Genomic DNA, 14,402 nt, shown 5'->3' with positions numbered 1-14,402 from the left:
TACAGCCTGCGGCGCTTGGGAGCATCACGCTGCCCATCCGTGTTTGTCCATCCAGGCGGCGCAGGCGCCTTTGGCGAGGTCGCGGACTCGGCCCATATAGGCCTGGCGCTCGGCGACCGAGATCACCCCGCGCGCCTGCAACAGGTTGAAGACGTGGCTGGCCTTGATCGCCTGCTCGTACGCCGGGATCGGCAGCTGGTGGTTCAGGCTGTTCTCGCATTCGGCGACGTGCTTGCGGAACTGGTCGAACAGCGAGTCCGTGTCGGCGACCTCGAAGTTCCACTTCGACATCTCCTGCTCGTTCTCCAGGAACACCTCGCCATACGTCACCCCGGTGTCGTTGAACGCGAGGTCGTAGACGCTGTCCTTGTCCTGGATATACATCGCCAGGCGCTCGAGCCCGTAGGTCAACTCGCCCGCGACGGGCTTCATGTCGAAGCCGCCCATCTGCTGGAAATAGGTGAACTGGGTCACCTCCATGCCGTCGCACCAGACCTCCCAGCCGAGACCCCAGGCGCCGAGCGTCGGGCTTTCCCAGTCGTCCTCGACGAAGCGGATGTCGTGCTTCAGCATGTCGATGCCGATCGCCGCGAGACTGCCGAGGTAGAGTTCCTGGAGGTTGGCGGGCGAAGGCTTCAGGATCACCTGATACTGGTAATAATGCTGGAGCCGGTTGGGGTTCTCGCCGTAGCGACCGTCCGTCGGGCGGCGGCAGGGCTGGACGAACGCGGCGTTCCACGGTTTCGGCCCGAGCGCGCGCAGCGTCGTGGCGGTGTGGAAGGTGCCCGCGCCCATTTCCATGTCGTAGGGCTGCAGGATCAGGCACCCGTGCTCGCTCCAATAGTCATGGAGCGTGAGGATCATGCGCTGGAAGCTGAGAGGCTTTTTCAGGGGCTGGGTCACGCGCGGGCTTTGGCGGATGGGGCGCGATCTAGCAAGCCGGTCTCGCGGGCACGACCGTCGGGTTTGTATTGAAGCGTCGACCGCAATACCCGACATACCCTGCACAACCACAAAGGACGTTCGTTGAAGCTTGCACCGTTGCGCGCCGCGCTGTCCGCGTTCGCCCTGTCCCTCGCCCTCCCCGCCTGCGCGCAGGTCGCGCCGAAACCGGCGCAGGCCGCCAACGATGCCGATCCGGCCTTGTGGGTGGTGAAGGACAAGGACACGACGATCTATCTGTTCGGGACGATCCATGTGCTCAAACCCGGCATGACGTGGTTCGACGAGGCGGTGAAGACCGCGTTCGACCGCTCGCAACAGGTCGTGCTCGAGCTGGTGATGCCCGATCCGGCGAAGATGCAGACGCTGGTGATGGCGACCGGCGTCGCGAAGGACGGACCGACGCTGACCGAACAGCTGCCCGCGGACAAGCGCGCGGCCTATGCGAAGGCGGTGACCGATCTGGGGCTGCCGGCGAACGCGTTCGACCGGTTCAAGCCGTGGCTCGCGGCGACCAACCTGTCGATCGCGCCGCTGTCCAAGCTTGGCTATGACGCGGCGAACGGGCCCGAGCAGGTGATCACCGCGGCGGCGAAGGCGGCGGGGAAGCCGGTCACGGGTCTGGAGACCGCGGAGCAGCAGCTGGGGTATTTCGGCGGGCTGTCGCAAAAGGCGCAGCTGCAGTTTCTCGGCAGCACGATCGACGAGCTGCCCAAGCTCGAGACGACGATGGCGACGATGGTCGACGAATGGGCAAAGGGCGATCCCGAGGCACTCGCGAAGGAGATGAACGAGAGCCTGAAGGATTCGCCCGAGGTGGCCAAGGTGCTGCTGGTCGATCGCAACGCGCGCTGGGCGGAGTGGGTCGCGAACCGGATGAAGACGCCGGGGACGGTGTTCGTCGCGGTCGGTGCCGGGCATCTGGCGGGCGCCGATAGCGTCCAGGCGCAGCTGGCCAAGCTCGGCGTGAAGGCAGAGCGGGTTCGGTATTGAGCGACTTACCCTCTCCCCTCGGGGGAGAGGGAGGGAGGCGCACTTGCGCCGGAAGGGTGAGGGCACGCGTTTGGGGCAGACCGTGCCCTCACCCTCCCACTGCTTTGCAGCGGGCCCCTCCCTCTCCCCCGAGGGGAGAGGGGTAGAATTGCTTTTCCCCCTCACTTCCGCTATGCGCCCGCGCTTCCGGTCCATGGTCATCCCTGGAGGCGTGGGCGGGAAGGACAACAAACGAGTTTCGGAGAATATCGATGAGCGAACAGTTGACGCTCGCAGCCGAGACGCGTGACCGGGTTGGCAAGGGAGCCTCCCGGGCGCTGCGTCGTGATGGCCGCGTGCCTGCCGTGATCTACGGCCAGAATCAGGAACCGACGTCGGTTCACCTCGAGGAAAAGGCGCTGATGAAGGCGCTGATGACCGGCCACTTCATGAATTCGGTCGTGATGGTCAACGGCATCCGCACGCTCCCCAAGGACGTGTCGTTCCACCCGGTCAGCGATCGCCCGATCCATGTCGACTTCCTGCGCATCGGTGCGCACTCGACGGTGACGGTTGCCGTGCCGGTCGTGTTCACCGACGAGGACGAGGCACCGGGCATCAAGCGCGGCAACGGCGTGCTCAACATCACGCGCCACGAGATTGAGCTGGTCGTCGACGCATCGGACATCCCGGGCGAGATCACGATTTCGCTCGCCGGCAAGGAAATCGGCGATTCGATCCACATCAGCGACGTGACGCTGCCCAAGGGCGCGACGCCTGCGATCGACGACCGCGACTTCGCGATCGCCACGATCGTGCCGCCGACCGTGCCGACCGTTGAGGACGAGCAGCTCGAAGCTGAAGTCGCCGAGGCGCAGGCCGCCGAGGCTGCTGCCGAGGAAGAGACCCCGGTCGAGCCGAACGACGATAACAACGACGACGACAAGATCACGCCGCAGAAGAAGGACTAATCTCCTTCATCTTCGGATGATTGTCTTGACGTGATCGGGCGGGCGGGAAAGCTAGGGCTTTCCCGCCCGTTTCATTTTGTATCGGCGTACCGCCCACCCAGAAAAACCGTCATCCCCGCGCAGGCGGGGATCCAGACCCTCAGACCTTCCTATGGAATCGAGAGGCTTGCCATTATGGGTTCCCGCCTGCGCGGGAATGACGGTTTGGGGCGCGGGCAACGATCGTTTTTGGAGAATAGAACGTGCAGATCTGGGCGGGACTCGGCAATCCGGGGGCGCAATATGCGATGCACCGGCACAATGTCGGGTTCATGGTCGCCGACGCGATCGCCGCGGTGCACGGCTTCGGCGCGGTCAAGAAGCAGTTCCAGGGCTGGACGCAGGAGGGGCGGATCGGATCGGAGAAGATCCTGCTGCTGAAGCCTGCGACCTTCATGAACGAGAGCGGCCGCGCGATCGGCGAGGCGCTGCGCTTCTACAAGCTCGACGTCGATGCGCTGACGGTGTTCCACGACGAGCTCGACATCGCCCCCTTCCGCGTCAAGGTGAAGACCGGCGGCGGGACCGCGGGGCATAATGGGCTGCGCTCGACCGACCAGCATCTGGGCCCCGATTTCCGCCGCGTGCGGCTCGGCATCGGGCATCCGGGGCACAAGGACCGCGTCACCGGCTATGTGCTCGGCAATTACGCCAAGGCGGAGATCGAGCCGCTGTCCGACATGCTCGGCGCGATCGCCGCGGAGGCGGCGTGGCTGGCGGCGGGCGACGACGTCCGCTTCATGAATGATGTCGCTGTGAGGATGCAACCATGACCACCCGTTCGCTGTTCGCCACCCGGTTCTACGAGGCCGATCTCGGCGACGATGCTCTGGTCGAGGAGCTGGAGGACGCGGCGCTCGAACTGTCCAAGGCGGACCGCGCGGGTGTCGCCTGGTCGAAGGCGCATGGCTATCGTGGGTACACGTCCTACGCGTCGCTCAACGACTTGCCGCTGCGCGATCCGCGGTTCGGCGATCTGGTGCGGTTGCTCAACAAGCATGTCGCGGCGTTCGCGAAGGACTGCGCGTTCGATCTGGGTGGGCGGAAATTGAAGCTCGACAGCCTGTGGGTGAACGTCCTCAAGCCCGGCGGCGCGCATTCGGGGCATATCCATCCGCACAGCGTCGTGTCGGGGACGATGTACGTGACGATTCCCGAGGGCGCGGGTGCGCTGAAGCTGGAGGATCCGCGGCTGCCGATGATGATGGCGGCGCCGACGCGGCTCGACGATGCGCCGGAGGATCTGCGGACGTTCGTCTATGCGGTGCCGAAGCCGGGGAGCGTGTTTCTCTGGGAGAGCTGGCTCAGGCATGAGGTCGTGCCGAATGCTGCGAAGGGCGAGCGGATCAGCATCAGTTTCAACTATCGGTGGTGAGGTAGGCGGCCCCCACGCTCCCCGTCATCCTGACGAAAGTCAGGACCCAGAGCCAAGCAACGTAGGCGCTCGTAACCCTGGGTCCTGACTTTCGTCAGGATGACGGAGAAGGGGCGGCACCCGCAACGCGCGCCGCCCCTGCCCGATCAGGCCGTCGGCATCGACGCCATGTCGATGACGAAGCGGTACTTCACGTCGCTCTTGACCATGCGGTCATACGCGGGCTCGATCTCATCCATGCGGATCATCTCGATGTCCGACACCAGGCCATGCTCGTTGCAGAAATCGAGCATTTCCTGCGTCTCCGCGATCCCGCCGATCAGCGAGCCTGCCAGCTGGCGACGGCGGAAGATCAGGTTCCCGACCGAGGGCGACGGATGCGGCTCAGCGGGCACGCCGACCAAAGTCATCGTGCCGTCGCGCTTGAGCAGCTCAAGGAACGGGTCGAGATTGTGCGGTGCGGCAACGGTGTTGAGGATGAAGTCGAAGCTGTTCGCATGCTCCGCCATCGCATCGGCATCCTTCGACACGATCAGGTCCTTCGCGCCCAGACGCTTGGCATCGTCACGCTTGTTCGGCGAGGTCGAGAAGACATAGACCTCGGCGCCCATCGCGTTGGCGATCTTGACGCCCATGTGGCCGAGACCGCCGAGACCGACGATGCCGACCTTCTGGCCGGGGCCGACCTTCCAGTGCTTGAGCGGCGAATAGGTGGTGATGCCGGCGCAGAGCAAAGGCGCGACCGCGGCGAGATCGGCCTCGGGATGCGAGACCTTGAGCACGAAGCCTTCGTCGACGACGATATGATCAGAATAACCGCCGAAGGTGTGGCCGCCGAGCACGGGATCGGGGCCGTTATACGTGCCGACGAACCCGGTCGTCTCGCAATATTGCTCCTCGCCGTCGGTGCACGACGGGCACTGGCCGCAGCTGTCGACCATGCAGCCGACGCCGGCGATGTCGCCGACCTTGAACTTGGTGACGTCGTCACCGACCGCGGTGACGCGCCCGACGATCTCGTGGCCGGGAACGCACGGGTACAGCGTGCCTTCCCACTCGCCCTTGGCGGTGTGGAGATCCGAGTGGCAGACGCCGCAGAACGCGATGTCGATCGCGACGTCGGTCTTGCCCGGCGCGCGGCGCTCGAAGCTGAACGGTGCGAGCGGCGTCTCGGGCGACTGGGCGGCATAGCCCTTGGCGGTGGTGGTCATGCTATTCCTAAATTCTGACTGGCAGAACGCGATATACGCACGACGACCCCGATATCTACCGAACGGTATGATAATTTTGCTGCATTGCGGCAATCGGTTACGTCGATCAGTCGCGCACTCCGTCATCCTGACGAAAGTCAGGATCCAGAGTTACGGATGGTGCCCCATGCGACCCTGGATCCTGACCTTCGTCAGGATGACGGGAGAGTTAGGGCGAAGGCTCAGGCCTGATGCTGGCGTTCCGTGGCGCCCTGCCCTAAAGCGCGGCGCACATTCTTATACCAAGGGCATATCATGGGTTTTCGCTGCGGCATCGTGGGGCTGCCGAACGTCGGCAAGTCCACCCTCTTCAACGCGCTGACGCAGACGGCCGCGGCGCAGGCGGCGAACTATCCGTTCTGCACGATCGAGCCCAACGTCGGTAACGTGGGCGTGCCCGACAAGCGGCTCGACTCGCTGGCGAAGATCGCGGGCTCGCAGAAGATCATCGAGACTCAGCTCGGCTTCGTCGACATCGCCGGCCTCGTGCGCGGCGCGTCGAAGGGCGAAGGGCTCGGCAACCAGTTCCTCGGCAACATCCGTGAGGTCGACGCGATCGTCCACGTGCTGCGCTGTTTCGAGAATGGCGACGTGACTCATGTCGACAACAAGGTCGACCCGATCGCCGATGCCGAGACCGTCGAAACGGAACTCATGCTCAGCGATCTCGAAAGCCTCGAGAAGCGCGTCCCCAACCTCGCCAAGAAGGGGATGCAGGGCGACAAGGAGGCGAAGATCGGCGCGGCCGTGCTCGGCCAGGCACTCGAGCTGCTGCGCGAAGGCAAGCCCGCGCGGCTGACGGTACCCAAGGACGAGGACGAGGCGCGCGTGTTCGCACAGGCGCAGCTGCTGACCGCCAAGCCCGTGCTGTACGTGTGCAACGTCGACGAGGGCGATGCCGCGAACGGCAATGCGCTGTCGGCGCGCGTGTTCGAAAAGGCCGCGGCCGAGGGCGCCGAGGCGGTCGTCGTGTCGGCGGCGATCGAGGCGGAGATCGCGACGATGCCCGCCGAGGATCGCGGCGAGTTCCTGGGCGAGCTGGGGCTGGAAGAGACCGGCCTCGCGCGCGTCATCACCGCGGGGTACAAGCTGCTCCAGCTGCTGACCTTCTTCACGGTCGGCCCGAAGGAGGCGCGCGCCTGGACCGTCCATGCGGGCGCGACCGCGCCGCAGGCTGCGGGCGAGATCCACGGCGATTTCGAAAAGGGCTTCATCCGCGCCGAGACGATCGCGTATGACGACTTCATCGCACTGGGCGGGGAATCGAAGGCCCGCGAGGCAGGCAAGCTGCGCGCCGAGGGCAAGGCGTATGTCGTCCATGACGGCGACGTGATGCACTTCCTGCACAGCTGAGGCGCGACCCGCGCGGATGGCTAACCGACGTCGCGTTGGCCATTTCGCAGCGTGAGATACACGCTGTCGCTCCACGCGCCGCCGATGTTCCAGGTGCGAGAGGCACGCCCCGTCTCCTCGAACCCGGCGCCGTGCAACAGCCGAAGCGAAGCCGCGTTGCGCGGGTCCACGTCCGCCTCGACGCACGCCAGACCATGCACCGAAAAGGCGCGGTCGAGCACGGGGGTGAGCGCTTCGCGTGCATAGCCGCGCCCCCAGGTGTCGCGGTGCAGGATAAAGCCGATCTCGGGAAACTGAAACAGCCCCAGCTTCCCGATCACCCGCCCGTCCCGCTCGATGACGAAGTCCTCGCCGCTCCCCGGACTGATCGCCATCATCGCGGCAACCCAGTCGTGGGTTTCCGCTTCGTCCTGGTGCGGGGGCGTCGACCAGAACTGCATGGCTGCAGCATCGCTAAGGATACCGTGGAACGCGGGCACGTCATCCATCGATGCGGGCCTCAGCAGAAGTCTCTCCGTGCGTATCTCAACCATGCGTTCGCTTCTCGTCATCGCCGCGACGGTCGGCACGTGGGGGCCCCGACGCTGCGCCCCCTCGCACCGGGTCTCTACACGCCTCTATTTCGACGGGACGCCGCGCGAGTCGCCGATTTCCAGCCAATAGCCGTCGGGATCCTGCACGTAGATCTGCCGGACGCCGTCGAAGCGGAGTTGCATCGTCCGCTGCGTCCCCGCGAGGTCGGTCCAGACGAGATGGCGCTGGTCGAGCCATGCGGTCACCGTGGCAAGGTCGTCGACGTGGAGCGCGAGATGCTCGTTCCGGTTCGACGGCTTGGGCGCGGTGCGTCCGTCGAGAATGTGCAGGGCGAGCCCGTTTCCGAGGTCGAGCCATCGCCGGTTCTTCAGCGGCGTCGGGATGACGCGCAGCCCGAACGCCTCGTGATAGAAGGTCGCGCTGCGATCGATGTCCGCGGCCTGGATCGCGACGTGCTCCGCCTGCGCGGGCTTTGTCGGCGCCGCCTGCGCGGGCATCGCGGCCGCCGCCTGTGGTGCCGCGGCAAGGGCAAGCAGGACTGGAAACAAGATCATGAACGAGTCACTCCGGAACGATGGATGCACAGGCTAGAGCAATCGCGGTCAATCGCCAGCGTCGCGATCGGGCGCGGCGAGCGCGCGCCGTGCCCCGGTGCGGCCCGCGGCGGCGACGACGACGGCGGTCGACAGGAGGATTGCGGAGACCAGAGCGCCGGCCGACAGCATGCCCGCGGTCGTGACCGACGCGTCGAGCGTCGCGCGCTTGCCGAACCGGATCGAAATCTTGGCGGCGTTGCGGGTACGCGCTTCGCGTCGTCCGGACTGGTCTGCGATCGTCATTGGCGGAGGCTGGACGCTTTGCGGCGGTCCGGCAAGCCCGCGACCCCGCGGCAAGCATGACCACGGCCCGACCGTCGCAGCCGTCCCTGCCATTGGCTCCCCCAAAGGCTCGGAGGTTGTGGTGGGTCGCATCGGCGCCTAAAGCGACCCGATGATCGCGCGCCTGATCCTGGCCCTCCTCCTTGCTGCGTTTGCGTTTCCTGCGGTCGCGCCCGCAGCGTGCCATGACGCGCCTGCACCGCGCGGGCATGCCGCGGCGATGGACATGGCGGGCATGGTCATGGCCCCGACGCACGTCATGACCGACGCACAGCCGGATCATGGGTCGCCCGAGCGCAAGGCGACCGCACTGCATGGCTGCATCGGGTGCGTGCCGCCGTCGAACTGGAATGGCGCGCGGATCGAGGGCAGGCCGATGCACGAGCGGCCGCTGCTGATCGAGCAGGCTGCCGTGCTCGATCTAGGGGCGGGCGTCGCGCCAGCCCTGCGGCCTCCGCGGGAGGGCTGATCGCCGGGTGCCGACGCACACCGACTTTCAAGCTTTTCCAAGGATTTCTGATGATTGTTCGATCGAGGTTGCTCGCGGCTGGTGCCGCGAGGACGATGCTGCTTGTCGGCGGTGCAGGATTCGCCGCGATGCCAACGGACGCGCTGGCGCAGCATGCCATGCCGATGGGGGGCATGACGATGCCCGATGCCAAGCCGAAACAGAGCCCGTCCGAGACGGCGAAGCCGCACACGATGCCGGATCGTCCCGCGACGCACGCGGCGGAGTCGGGCGAGACGGTCGATCATGCGACCATGGACCATCGCGCGATGGGGCATGCCGCACAGGCGCCGGCGGCGACGCCCGACCCGATGACCGGCATGGACCATTCGCGGATGGATCATGGCGCGATGCCCGGCATGGCGGCGGAGCACGCGTCGATGGCGCATGCAGCGATGGGCCATGCGATGATCGCGGACCCGGCGTACCGCGCGGCGTCCGATGCGGCGTCGGCGAGGATGCCCGCGGGCTCGGCGATGGCGGGGATGGCGATGGGGACGTCCGCCGGATTCTACGGCCAGGGGAGCGGGACGTCGCGGCTGCCGACTGCCGAGGGGCCTATGCGCGGCTATATGACACAGGCCGGCGAGTGGATGCTGATGGCGCACGGCTATGCCTGGGGCGTCGCGACCGACCAGGGCGGCCCGCGCGGCCGACGCGAGGCGTTCGTGCAGTCGATGGCGATGGTGATGGCGGATCGCGATCTGGGCGAGCGTTTCCATATCCAGCTGCGCGCGATGAACAGCCTCGAACCGCTGATGGGCGCGCGCGGCTATACGAACCTGTTCGCGACGGGCGAACTCGCGAACGGACTCCCGCTGGTCGATCGCCAGCATCCGCATGACCTGTTCATGGAGCTGGCCGCAAAGCTCGATTACCGGCTGGGCAACGGCGCGACCGTCTTCGTCTATGGCGGGCCGGTGGGCGAGCCTGCGCTGGGACCGAGCGCGTTCATGCACCGCGGATCGGCGCGCTATCAGCCGATGTCGCCGATCACGCACCACTGGTTCGATTCGACGCACATCACCTATGGCGTGGTGACCGCCGGCTACGCGACGCCGGCATTCCAGCTGGAAGCGTCGGCGTTCAAGGGACGCGAACCCGACGAGCGTCGCTGGGGTATCGAGACGCCGCGGCTCGATTCGTGGAGCATCCGCGGCACTTGGACCCCCTCCCCCTATTGGGCGGTGCAGGCCAGCCACGGTCGGCTGAAGGAACCCGAGGCGCAGCATCCGGGCGAGGATGAGAAGCGCTCGACCGCGAGCGTCCAATATGCGCGCGCGGGGCTGTCGACGACCTTCGCCTACAGCCTGAAGGACCGCGTGCCGGGCGAGAAGCTGAGCGCGTTTCTCGCGGAGGCGACCTATGAGCTGACGCCGCGGCACGCCGTCTTCGGGCGCGTCGAGAACGTCGCCAATGACGAGCTTTTCCCCGATCACGACGATCCGCTCCACGACGTCAAGTTCCGCGTGACGAAGGCGGAGGCAGGCTATGCCTATCGCCTGCCGATCATCGGGCCGCTCGGACTGGCGCTGGGCGGGACCGTCGCGGTCTACGACAAGCCCGCCGCGCTGAAGGCGGCGTACGGGGCCACGCCGGTCAGCTGGACGCTGTTTGGCAAGTTCGCGGTCGGCCTGTAGCTCCCGGCAAGGATTCGACCAGATTCCAGGGGATTGGAAGGTGACGGGCGCGCGTGTCGCGGTTAGGGCCGGTCACCTTCCCCACAGGACGAATGGCCATGAGAATCATCCTGCTCTCGGCACTCGCGCTGACGCTTGCCGGGTGCGCCTATCCCGGCACGCCCCCTGCCCTCGCGCCGATCACGACCGCCGCCGCTGCGCCCCCGGGTACCACCGGACAGACATCGTCCGTCGCGCAACGCAGCGATGACGCGCGGGCGCCGGTCACGATCCTCGTGTCGATCGACGGCTTCCGCCCCGACTATCTGGACCGCGGCGTGACGCCCAATCTCAACCGGTTGCGGGCGGGCGGCGTCTTTGCCAGCATGCGCCCGTCGTTTCCGAGCGTCACCTTTCCCAATCACTGGACGCTCGTGACCGGGCTGCGCCCCGATCGCAGCGGGATCGTCGGCAACAAGATGCAGGACGCGGCGCGTCCGGGCGAGACCTTCACGATGGCGAGCGACGATCCGTTCTGGTGGAGCGAGAGCACGCCGATCTGGGTCGATGCGGAACGCGCGGGCATCCGGACCGCGACGATGTTCTGGCCCGGCGCCAATGTCGCGGTCGGCGGCACCGCCAAGCCCGACAGTCACGGCGCGATCGCGGGGGGCACGCGCCCACAGGACTGGCAGCAGTTCAACCAGCAGGTGTCGGGCACGCAGCGCGTCAACGCGGTACTCGACTGGCTGCGGCGTCCGGCCGCGATCCGGCCGAAGCTGGTGACGCTGTATTTCGACACGGTCGACAGCGTCGGTCATGCCAACGGCCCCGACGCCGCCGCGACGATCCAGGCGGTCGCCGATGTCGACGCCAGCATCGGCATGCTCGTCGACGGCCTTGCGGGTCTTGGCCAGACCGCCAACCTGGTGATCGTCGCGGATCACGGCATGGCGGCGACGAGCAGCACACGCGTCGTCGCGCTCGACCAGATTGCCGACGCGGCGGATTACAGGACGGTCGAAACGGGCGCCTATGCCAGCCTGAACGCAGTGCCCGGGCATGAAGCGTCGCTCGAGGCGCGGCTGCTCAAGCCGCACGATCACCTGCAATGCTGGCGCAAGGCGGAGATCCCGGCGCGGTTCCATTATGGCCGGAATCCGCGTGTCCCGGGCTATCTGTGTCTCGCCGAAACGGGATGGCGTGTCGAGCAGAGCGTGCCGACCAAGGTGTCGAGCGGTGGGTCGCATGGCTTCGACCCGTTCGCGCCCGAGATGCGCGCGGTGTTCATCGCCAACGGGCCCGGTTTTGCGCGCGGCAAGACGCTGGCGAGCTTCGACAATGTCGCGGTCGCGCCGCTGCTTCGCGATCTCGTCGGACTGCCCGCGAAGCAGGGGCTGGACGGCAGCAGCCTGCGCTTTCACAACGTGCGGAAGCGGTGAGGAGCGGCGGCATGCAGTATTACGAGGATATCTCGGTCGGCGCGACCGCGTCGTTCGGCCATTATGCGGTGACGCGCGAGGAGGTCACCGCCTTCGCCGCGAAATATGATCCGCAGCCCTTTCACCTGTCCGACGAGGCGGCGGCGCAGACGCATTTCGGGCGGCTGTCGGCGAGCGGCTGGCACACCTGCGCGATGGTGATGGCGATGGTGGTCGAGAATCTGAAGGCAAACCGGCAGGCGGGGCTCGGCTCGCCCGGGATCGACATGCTCAAATGGCTCAAGCCGGTCTATCCAGGCGACACGCTGCGCTGTGAAACCGAGATCCTCGAAAAGCGCGTGTCCGCCAGCCGGCCGGACATGGGAATCTACAAAAGCCTGATGCGCGTGTTCAACCAGGACGACGTGATGGTGATGACGTTCGTGTCGAACGGGCTGGTGCAGACGCGCCCCAAGGACGCGCCTGCAGTCTAAATCGTCTGGGACTTATTTGGGCGTGCGAATGCCCTCATAGGGGTTGCCGCCACCGCCGCGGCCACCGCCGCGATAGCCGTTAAAGCGCGGCGCGCTGCCGCGATTCTGGCGATATTCGCGGCGATCCTGTCGCGCTTCGCCACGATACGCCTGGCGAGCGCCACGACGCTCTGCGCGGTACTGGTCGGGCGTGATCTGGCCGCTGCGCACCTGGCCGCGGTCCTCCCGCCGGTCGCGACGGAAATCGCGGTTGGCCTCACGCCGATCGCCGCGATATTCGCGCGCCGCCGGGCTGTTGCCGCGGGCGAACCCGCCCCAGTTGCCGTTGCCGCGATAGTCGCCACGACGCCCCTGCCAATAGCGCTGCTGCGCGCCGTTCCAGCGATGGGGGCGACGGTACCGATCATAGACGAAGGCACCCGACCCTGGATAATAATAGCCGTTGGACCAGCCATAATAGGAGCCGAGTCCGACGCCGGCATAGCCTGCGCCATACCCGCCCCCGTACCCGCCGCCGAAGCCGCCGAACCCGTCGTCATAGCCGTAATAGGGATCGCTGGCGTACCCGATACCGCCGCCGCCATATCCATAGCCATCCGTGCAGCCGGCGACGCCAAGTCCGAGTCCGATGGTCAGGCTGACCAAGCCTATGCGTTTGAAGAACATGAGAAATCTCCCATACGTGGAGAGCGGACCCAACGCGCCGCCATTCGTCGTATAACCCGGTCGGCATACCGCAGGTTCCATGAACCGGTGCTGACGGCCGTCGGGGGGCGCGGTTGCGATGGGCTTGGTGGGGGGTGTGATTTCGGTCGGTCATGTGCGGTCGTGAGCACGCGTTCGAGAGCAACGGGAATTCGATCCCGCCCTCCCCCCGTCCGTCATCCTGACGAAAGTCAGGATCCAGGATCACGGGCGGCGGCGCTGCTTTACTCTGGATCCTGACTTCCGTCAGGATGACGGCGTGGGGGTGGGATTGGCTCCCTGAGCGCATAGGGCGCTTCTGACCCGGCAACAGGGCGGGCGTCGCTGTCAAGTATCGCCCCCGCCACGCTGATTTGCGGGAGCCCGCCGCCCAACGCATCTCCACATTCACAGGGCCCGCACAGCAGAACGGCGGACCCGGCCTTGCCGGATCCGCCGTTCGAACCTTGGTCCAGAAGTCACCCGACCCACACGACGGCGAGCCGTGCGATCAATGTTTCACGTCGCGCCAGACGTTCTGGTACGCGCCCCAGGCGAGGCCGCAGAAGATCAGGATGAAGATGATCGACGCGAACCCGGCGGCATGGCGTGCCTCGAGATTGGGCTCGGCGGTCCAGGTCAGGAAGGCCGACACGTCCGTCGACATCTGATCCACGGTCGGCTTCGTCCCGTCCGCATAGGTCACCTGACCATCCGACGTCAGCGGCGGCGGCATCGCGATGTTGAGGTTCGCGAAATACGGGTTGTAGTGCAGTCCCTCGGGCGTCTTGGCATCCGGGAACTCCTGGAGCAGCTTGGCGGGCTGTGCCTGATAGCCGGTCAGCAGCGAATGGACATAGGCACCGCCGTCGTGACGCGCCTTGGTCATCAGCGAGAGATCGGGCGGCAGCGCGTTGTTGTTCGCGGCGCGCGCGGCGACCTCGTTGGCGAACGGCGACGGGAAACGATCCGACGGGATGTTCTTGCGTGTTGCCGCCTCGCCCGTCTCGGGATTGATCGACGGCTGTTCGATCACCCACTGGCTGGCGATCGCCTTAACCTCGGGCTCGGTATAGCCGATCTTCTGCAGGTCGCGGAACGCCACCAGCCGCAGCGAATGACAGGCCGCACAGACCTCCTTGTAGACCTGGAACCCGCGCTGGAGCTGACGGCGGTCGAAGCGACCGAACACGCCGTTCGACGCGATGTCGAGCTCCTTGGGATGGTGGTGATATTCACTCTCGGCCGTCGGGGCCGCCGGATCCGTGATGGCCCCGGAGACGCTGCCGAACAGCGCGATACCGAGCACCAGGACGAAGGCCGCGCCGACGAGGGATGCGATGAGACGAACCATGTGTGTGT

16 protein-coding genes are annotated in these 14,402 nt (G+C 66.4%); 9 read left to right on the top strand and 7 right to left on the bottom strand.

Annotated elements, in window-relative coordinates; genetic code table 11:
• Positions 1-24: 24 nt before the first annotated feature.
• Positions 25-864, bottom strand: coding sequence for a glycine--tRNA ligase subunit alpha (locus tag AC0CH3_RS03940; protein ID WP_354303550.1), 840 nt, complete (start codon positions 862-864; stop codon positions 25-27).
• Positions 865-1,026: 162 nt separating this feature from the next.
• Here AC0CH3_RS03940 and AC0CH3_RS03935 point away from each other — a divergent pair, with 162 nt between their 5' ends.
• From AC0CH3_RS03935 to AC0CH3_RS03920, 4 genes are all read left to right on the top strand, one after another.
• On the top strand, positions 1,027-1,935 hold the full coding sequence (locus AC0CH3_RS03935; protein WP_354302922.1) for a TraB/GumN family protein: 909 nt from the start codon (positions 1,027-1,029) through the stop codon (positions 1,933-1,935).
• Positions 1,936-2,186: 251 nt separating this feature from the next.
• The gene (locus AC0CH3_RS03930) at positions 2,187-2,885 is read left to right on the top strand and encodes a 50S ribosomal protein L25/general stress protein Ctc (protein WP_056020790.1); all 699 of its coding nucleotides are present in this window, start codon (positions 2,187-2,189) and stop codon (positions 2,883-2,885) included.
• Positions 2,886-3,127: 242 nt separating this feature from the next.
• Entirely contained in the window at positions 3,128-3,697 is a 570-nt protein-coding gene (gene pth, locus AC0CH3_RS03925; RefSeq protein WP_354302924.1) for an aminoacyl-tRNA hydrolase, read from the top strand.
• Positions 3,694-4,299: a TIGR02466 family protein gene (locus AC0CH3_RS03920; RefSeq protein WP_056479833.1), complete on the top strand. Its 606-nt coding sequence runs from the start codon at positions 3,694-3,696 to the stop codon at positions 4,297-4,299. The genes pth and AC0CH3_RS03920 overlap by 4 nt, the downstream gene beginning before the upstream one ends.
• Before the next feature lie 146 nt (positions 4,300-4,445).
• Here the strand turns inward: AC0CH3_RS03920 and AC0CH3_RS03915 are convergent, their stop codons facing one another.
• Positions 4,446-5,510, bottom strand: a complete 1,065-nt coding sequence (locus AC0CH3_RS03915; RefSeq protein ID WP_354302926.1) for an NAD(P)-dependent alcohol dehydrogenase — start codon at positions 5,508-5,510, stop codon at positions 4,446-4,448.
• 294 nt (positions 5,511-5,804) lie between these two features.
• Here AC0CH3_RS03915 and ychF point away from each other — a divergent pair, with 294 nt between their 5' ends.
• The gene (ychF, locus tag AC0CH3_RS03910) at positions 5,805-6,902 is read left to right on the top strand and encodes a redox-regulated ATPase YchF (RefSeq protein ID WP_055880966.1); all 1,098 of its coding nucleotides are present in this window, start codon (positions 5,805-5,807) and stop codon (positions 6,900-6,902) included.
• 20 nt (positions 6,903-6,922) lie between these two features.
• Here the strand turns inward: ychF and AC0CH3_RS03905 are convergent, their stop codons facing one another.
• The 3 genes from AC0CH3_RS03905 to AC0CH3_RS03895 form a co-directional block, all read right to left on the bottom strand.
• A complete protein-coding gene (locus AC0CH3_RS03905; RefSeq protein ID WP_457325981.1) occupies positions 6,923-7,435 on the bottom strand; it encodes a GNAT family N-acetyltransferase in 513 nt (170 codons plus the stop codon).
• An 84-nt stretch (positions 7,436-7,519) separates the two neighbouring features.
• Entirely contained in the window at positions 7,520-7,990 is a 471-nt protein-coding gene (locus AC0CH3_RS03900) for a VOC family protein (protein ID WP_354302928.1), read from the bottom strand.
• 48 nt (positions 7,991-8,038) lie between these two features.
• Positions 8,039-8,275: a hypothetical protein gene (locus AC0CH3_RS03895; protein ID WP_354302930.1), complete on the bottom strand. Its 237-nt coding sequence runs from the start codon at positions 8,273-8,275 to the stop codon at positions 8,039-8,041.
• A 151-nt stretch (positions 8,276-8,426) separates the two neighbouring features.
• On the opposite strand from AC0CH3_RS03895, the gene AC0CH3_RS03890 reads away from it, so the two are divergent.
• The 4 genes from AC0CH3_RS03890 (at position 8,427) to AC0CH3_RS03875 (ending at position 12,356) form a co-directional block, all read left to right on the top strand.
• Positions 8,427-8,783, top strand: a complete 357-nt coding sequence (locus AC0CH3_RS03890; RefSeq protein WP_354302932.1) for a hypothetical protein — start codon at positions 8,427-8,429, stop codon at positions 8,781-8,783.
• A 50-nt stretch (positions 8,784-8,833) separates the two neighbouring features.
• Positions 8,834-10,462, top strand: coding sequence for a hypothetical protein (locus AC0CH3_RS03885; RefSeq protein ID WP_354302934.1), 1,629 nt, complete (start codon positions 8,834-8,836; stop codon positions 10,460-10,462).
• Positions 10,463-10,560: 98 nt separating this feature from the next.
• A complete protein-coding gene (locus AC0CH3_RS03880) occupies positions 10,561-11,883 on the top strand; it encodes an alkaline phosphatase family protein (RefSeq protein ID WP_465237626.1) in 1,323 nt (440 codons plus the stop codon).
• An 11-nt stretch (positions 11,884-11,894) separates the two neighbouring features.
• Complete coding sequence (locus AC0CH3_RS03875; RefSeq protein WP_354302938.1) at positions 11,895-12,356, top strand: MaoC family dehydratase; 462 nt, start codon at positions 11,895-11,897, stop codon at positions 12,354-12,356.
• A gap of 12 nt (positions 12,357-12,368) precedes the next feature.
• Here the strand turns inward: AC0CH3_RS03875 and AC0CH3_RS03870 are convergent, their stop codons facing one another.
• Positions 12,369-13,022 (bottom strand): hypothetical protein, encoded by a 654-nt coding sequence (locus AC0CH3_RS03870; protein WP_354302940.1) that lies wholly within the window; start codon positions 13,020-13,022, stop codon positions 12,369-12,371.
• Between the two features lie 529 nt (positions 13,023-13,551).
• Positions 13,552-14,394, bottom strand: coding sequence for a cytochrome c1 (locus AC0CH3_RS03865; protein WP_333996196.1), 843 nt, complete (start codon positions 14,392-14,394; stop codon positions 13,552-13,554).
• Positions 14,395-14,402 lie beyond the last annotated feature (8 nt).

This window comes from Sphingomonas sp. AC449 (assembly GCF_979253475.1).
The sequence above is the reverse complement of the archived record's forward strand: the minus strand, read 5'-3'. Positions and strand labels throughout refer to the sequence as shown.

Bases quoted from the DNA above. Each gene is read 5' to 3' on its own strand.
- AC0CH3_RS03885 (WP_354302934.1), top strand. From the start codon at position 8,834: ATGATTGTTCGATCGAGGTTGCTCGCGGCTGGTGCCGCGAGGACGATG.
- AC0CH3_RS03880 (WP_465237626.1), top strand. From the start codon at position 10,561: ATGAGAATCATCCTGCTCTCGGCACTCGCGCTGACGCTTGCCGGGTGC.
- AC0CH3_RS03875 (WP_354302938.1), top strand. From the start codon at position 11,895: ATGCAGTATTACGAGGATATCTCGGTCGGCGCGACCGCGTCGTTCGGC.
- AC0CH3_RS03915 (WP_354302926.1), bottom strand. From the start codon at position 5,510: ATGACCACCACCGCCAAGGGCTATGCCGCCCAGTCGCCCGAGACGCCG.
- AC0CH3_RS03890 (WP_354302932.1), top strand. From the start codon at position 8,427: ATGATCGCGCGCCTGATCCTGGCCCTCCTCCTTGCTGCGTTTGCGTTT.
- AC0CH3_RS03920 (WP_056479833.1), top strand. From the start codon at position 3,694: ATGACCACCCGTTCGCTGTTCGCCACCCGGTTCTACGAGGCCGATCTC.
- AC0CH3_RS03905 (WP_457325981.1), bottom strand. From the start codon at position 7,435: ATGGTTGAGATACGCACGGAGAGACTTCTGCTGAGGCCCGCATCGATG.
- AC0CH3_RS03930 (WP_056020790.1), top strand. From the start codon at position 2,187: ATGAGCGAACAGTTGACGCTCGCAGCCGAGACGCGTGACCGGGTTGGC.
- AC0CH3_RS03940 (WP_354303550.1), bottom strand. From the start codon at position 864: ATGATCCTCACGCTCCATGACTATTGGAGCGAGCACGGGTGCCTGATC.
- AC0CH3_RS03895 (WP_354302930.1), bottom strand. From the start codon at position 8,275: ATGACGATCGCAGACCAGTCCGGACGACGCGAAGCGCGTACCCGCAAC.
- AC0CH3_RS03870 (WP_354302940.1), bottom strand. From the start codon at position 13,022: ATGTTCTTCAAACGCATAGGCTTGGTCAGCCTGACCATCGGACTCGGA.
- AC0CH3_RS03865 (WP_333996196.1), bottom strand. From the start codon at position 14,394: ATGGTTCGTCTCATCGCATCCCTCGTCGGCGCGGCCTTCGTCCTGGTG.
- ychF (WP_055880966.1), top strand. From the start codon at position 5,805: ATGGGTTTTCGCTGCGGCATCGTGGGGCTGCCGAACGTCGGCAAGTCC.
- AC0CH3_RS03900 (WP_354302928.1), bottom strand. From the start codon at position 7,990: ATGATCTTGTTTCCAGTCCTGCTTGCCCTTGCCGCGGCACCACAGGCG.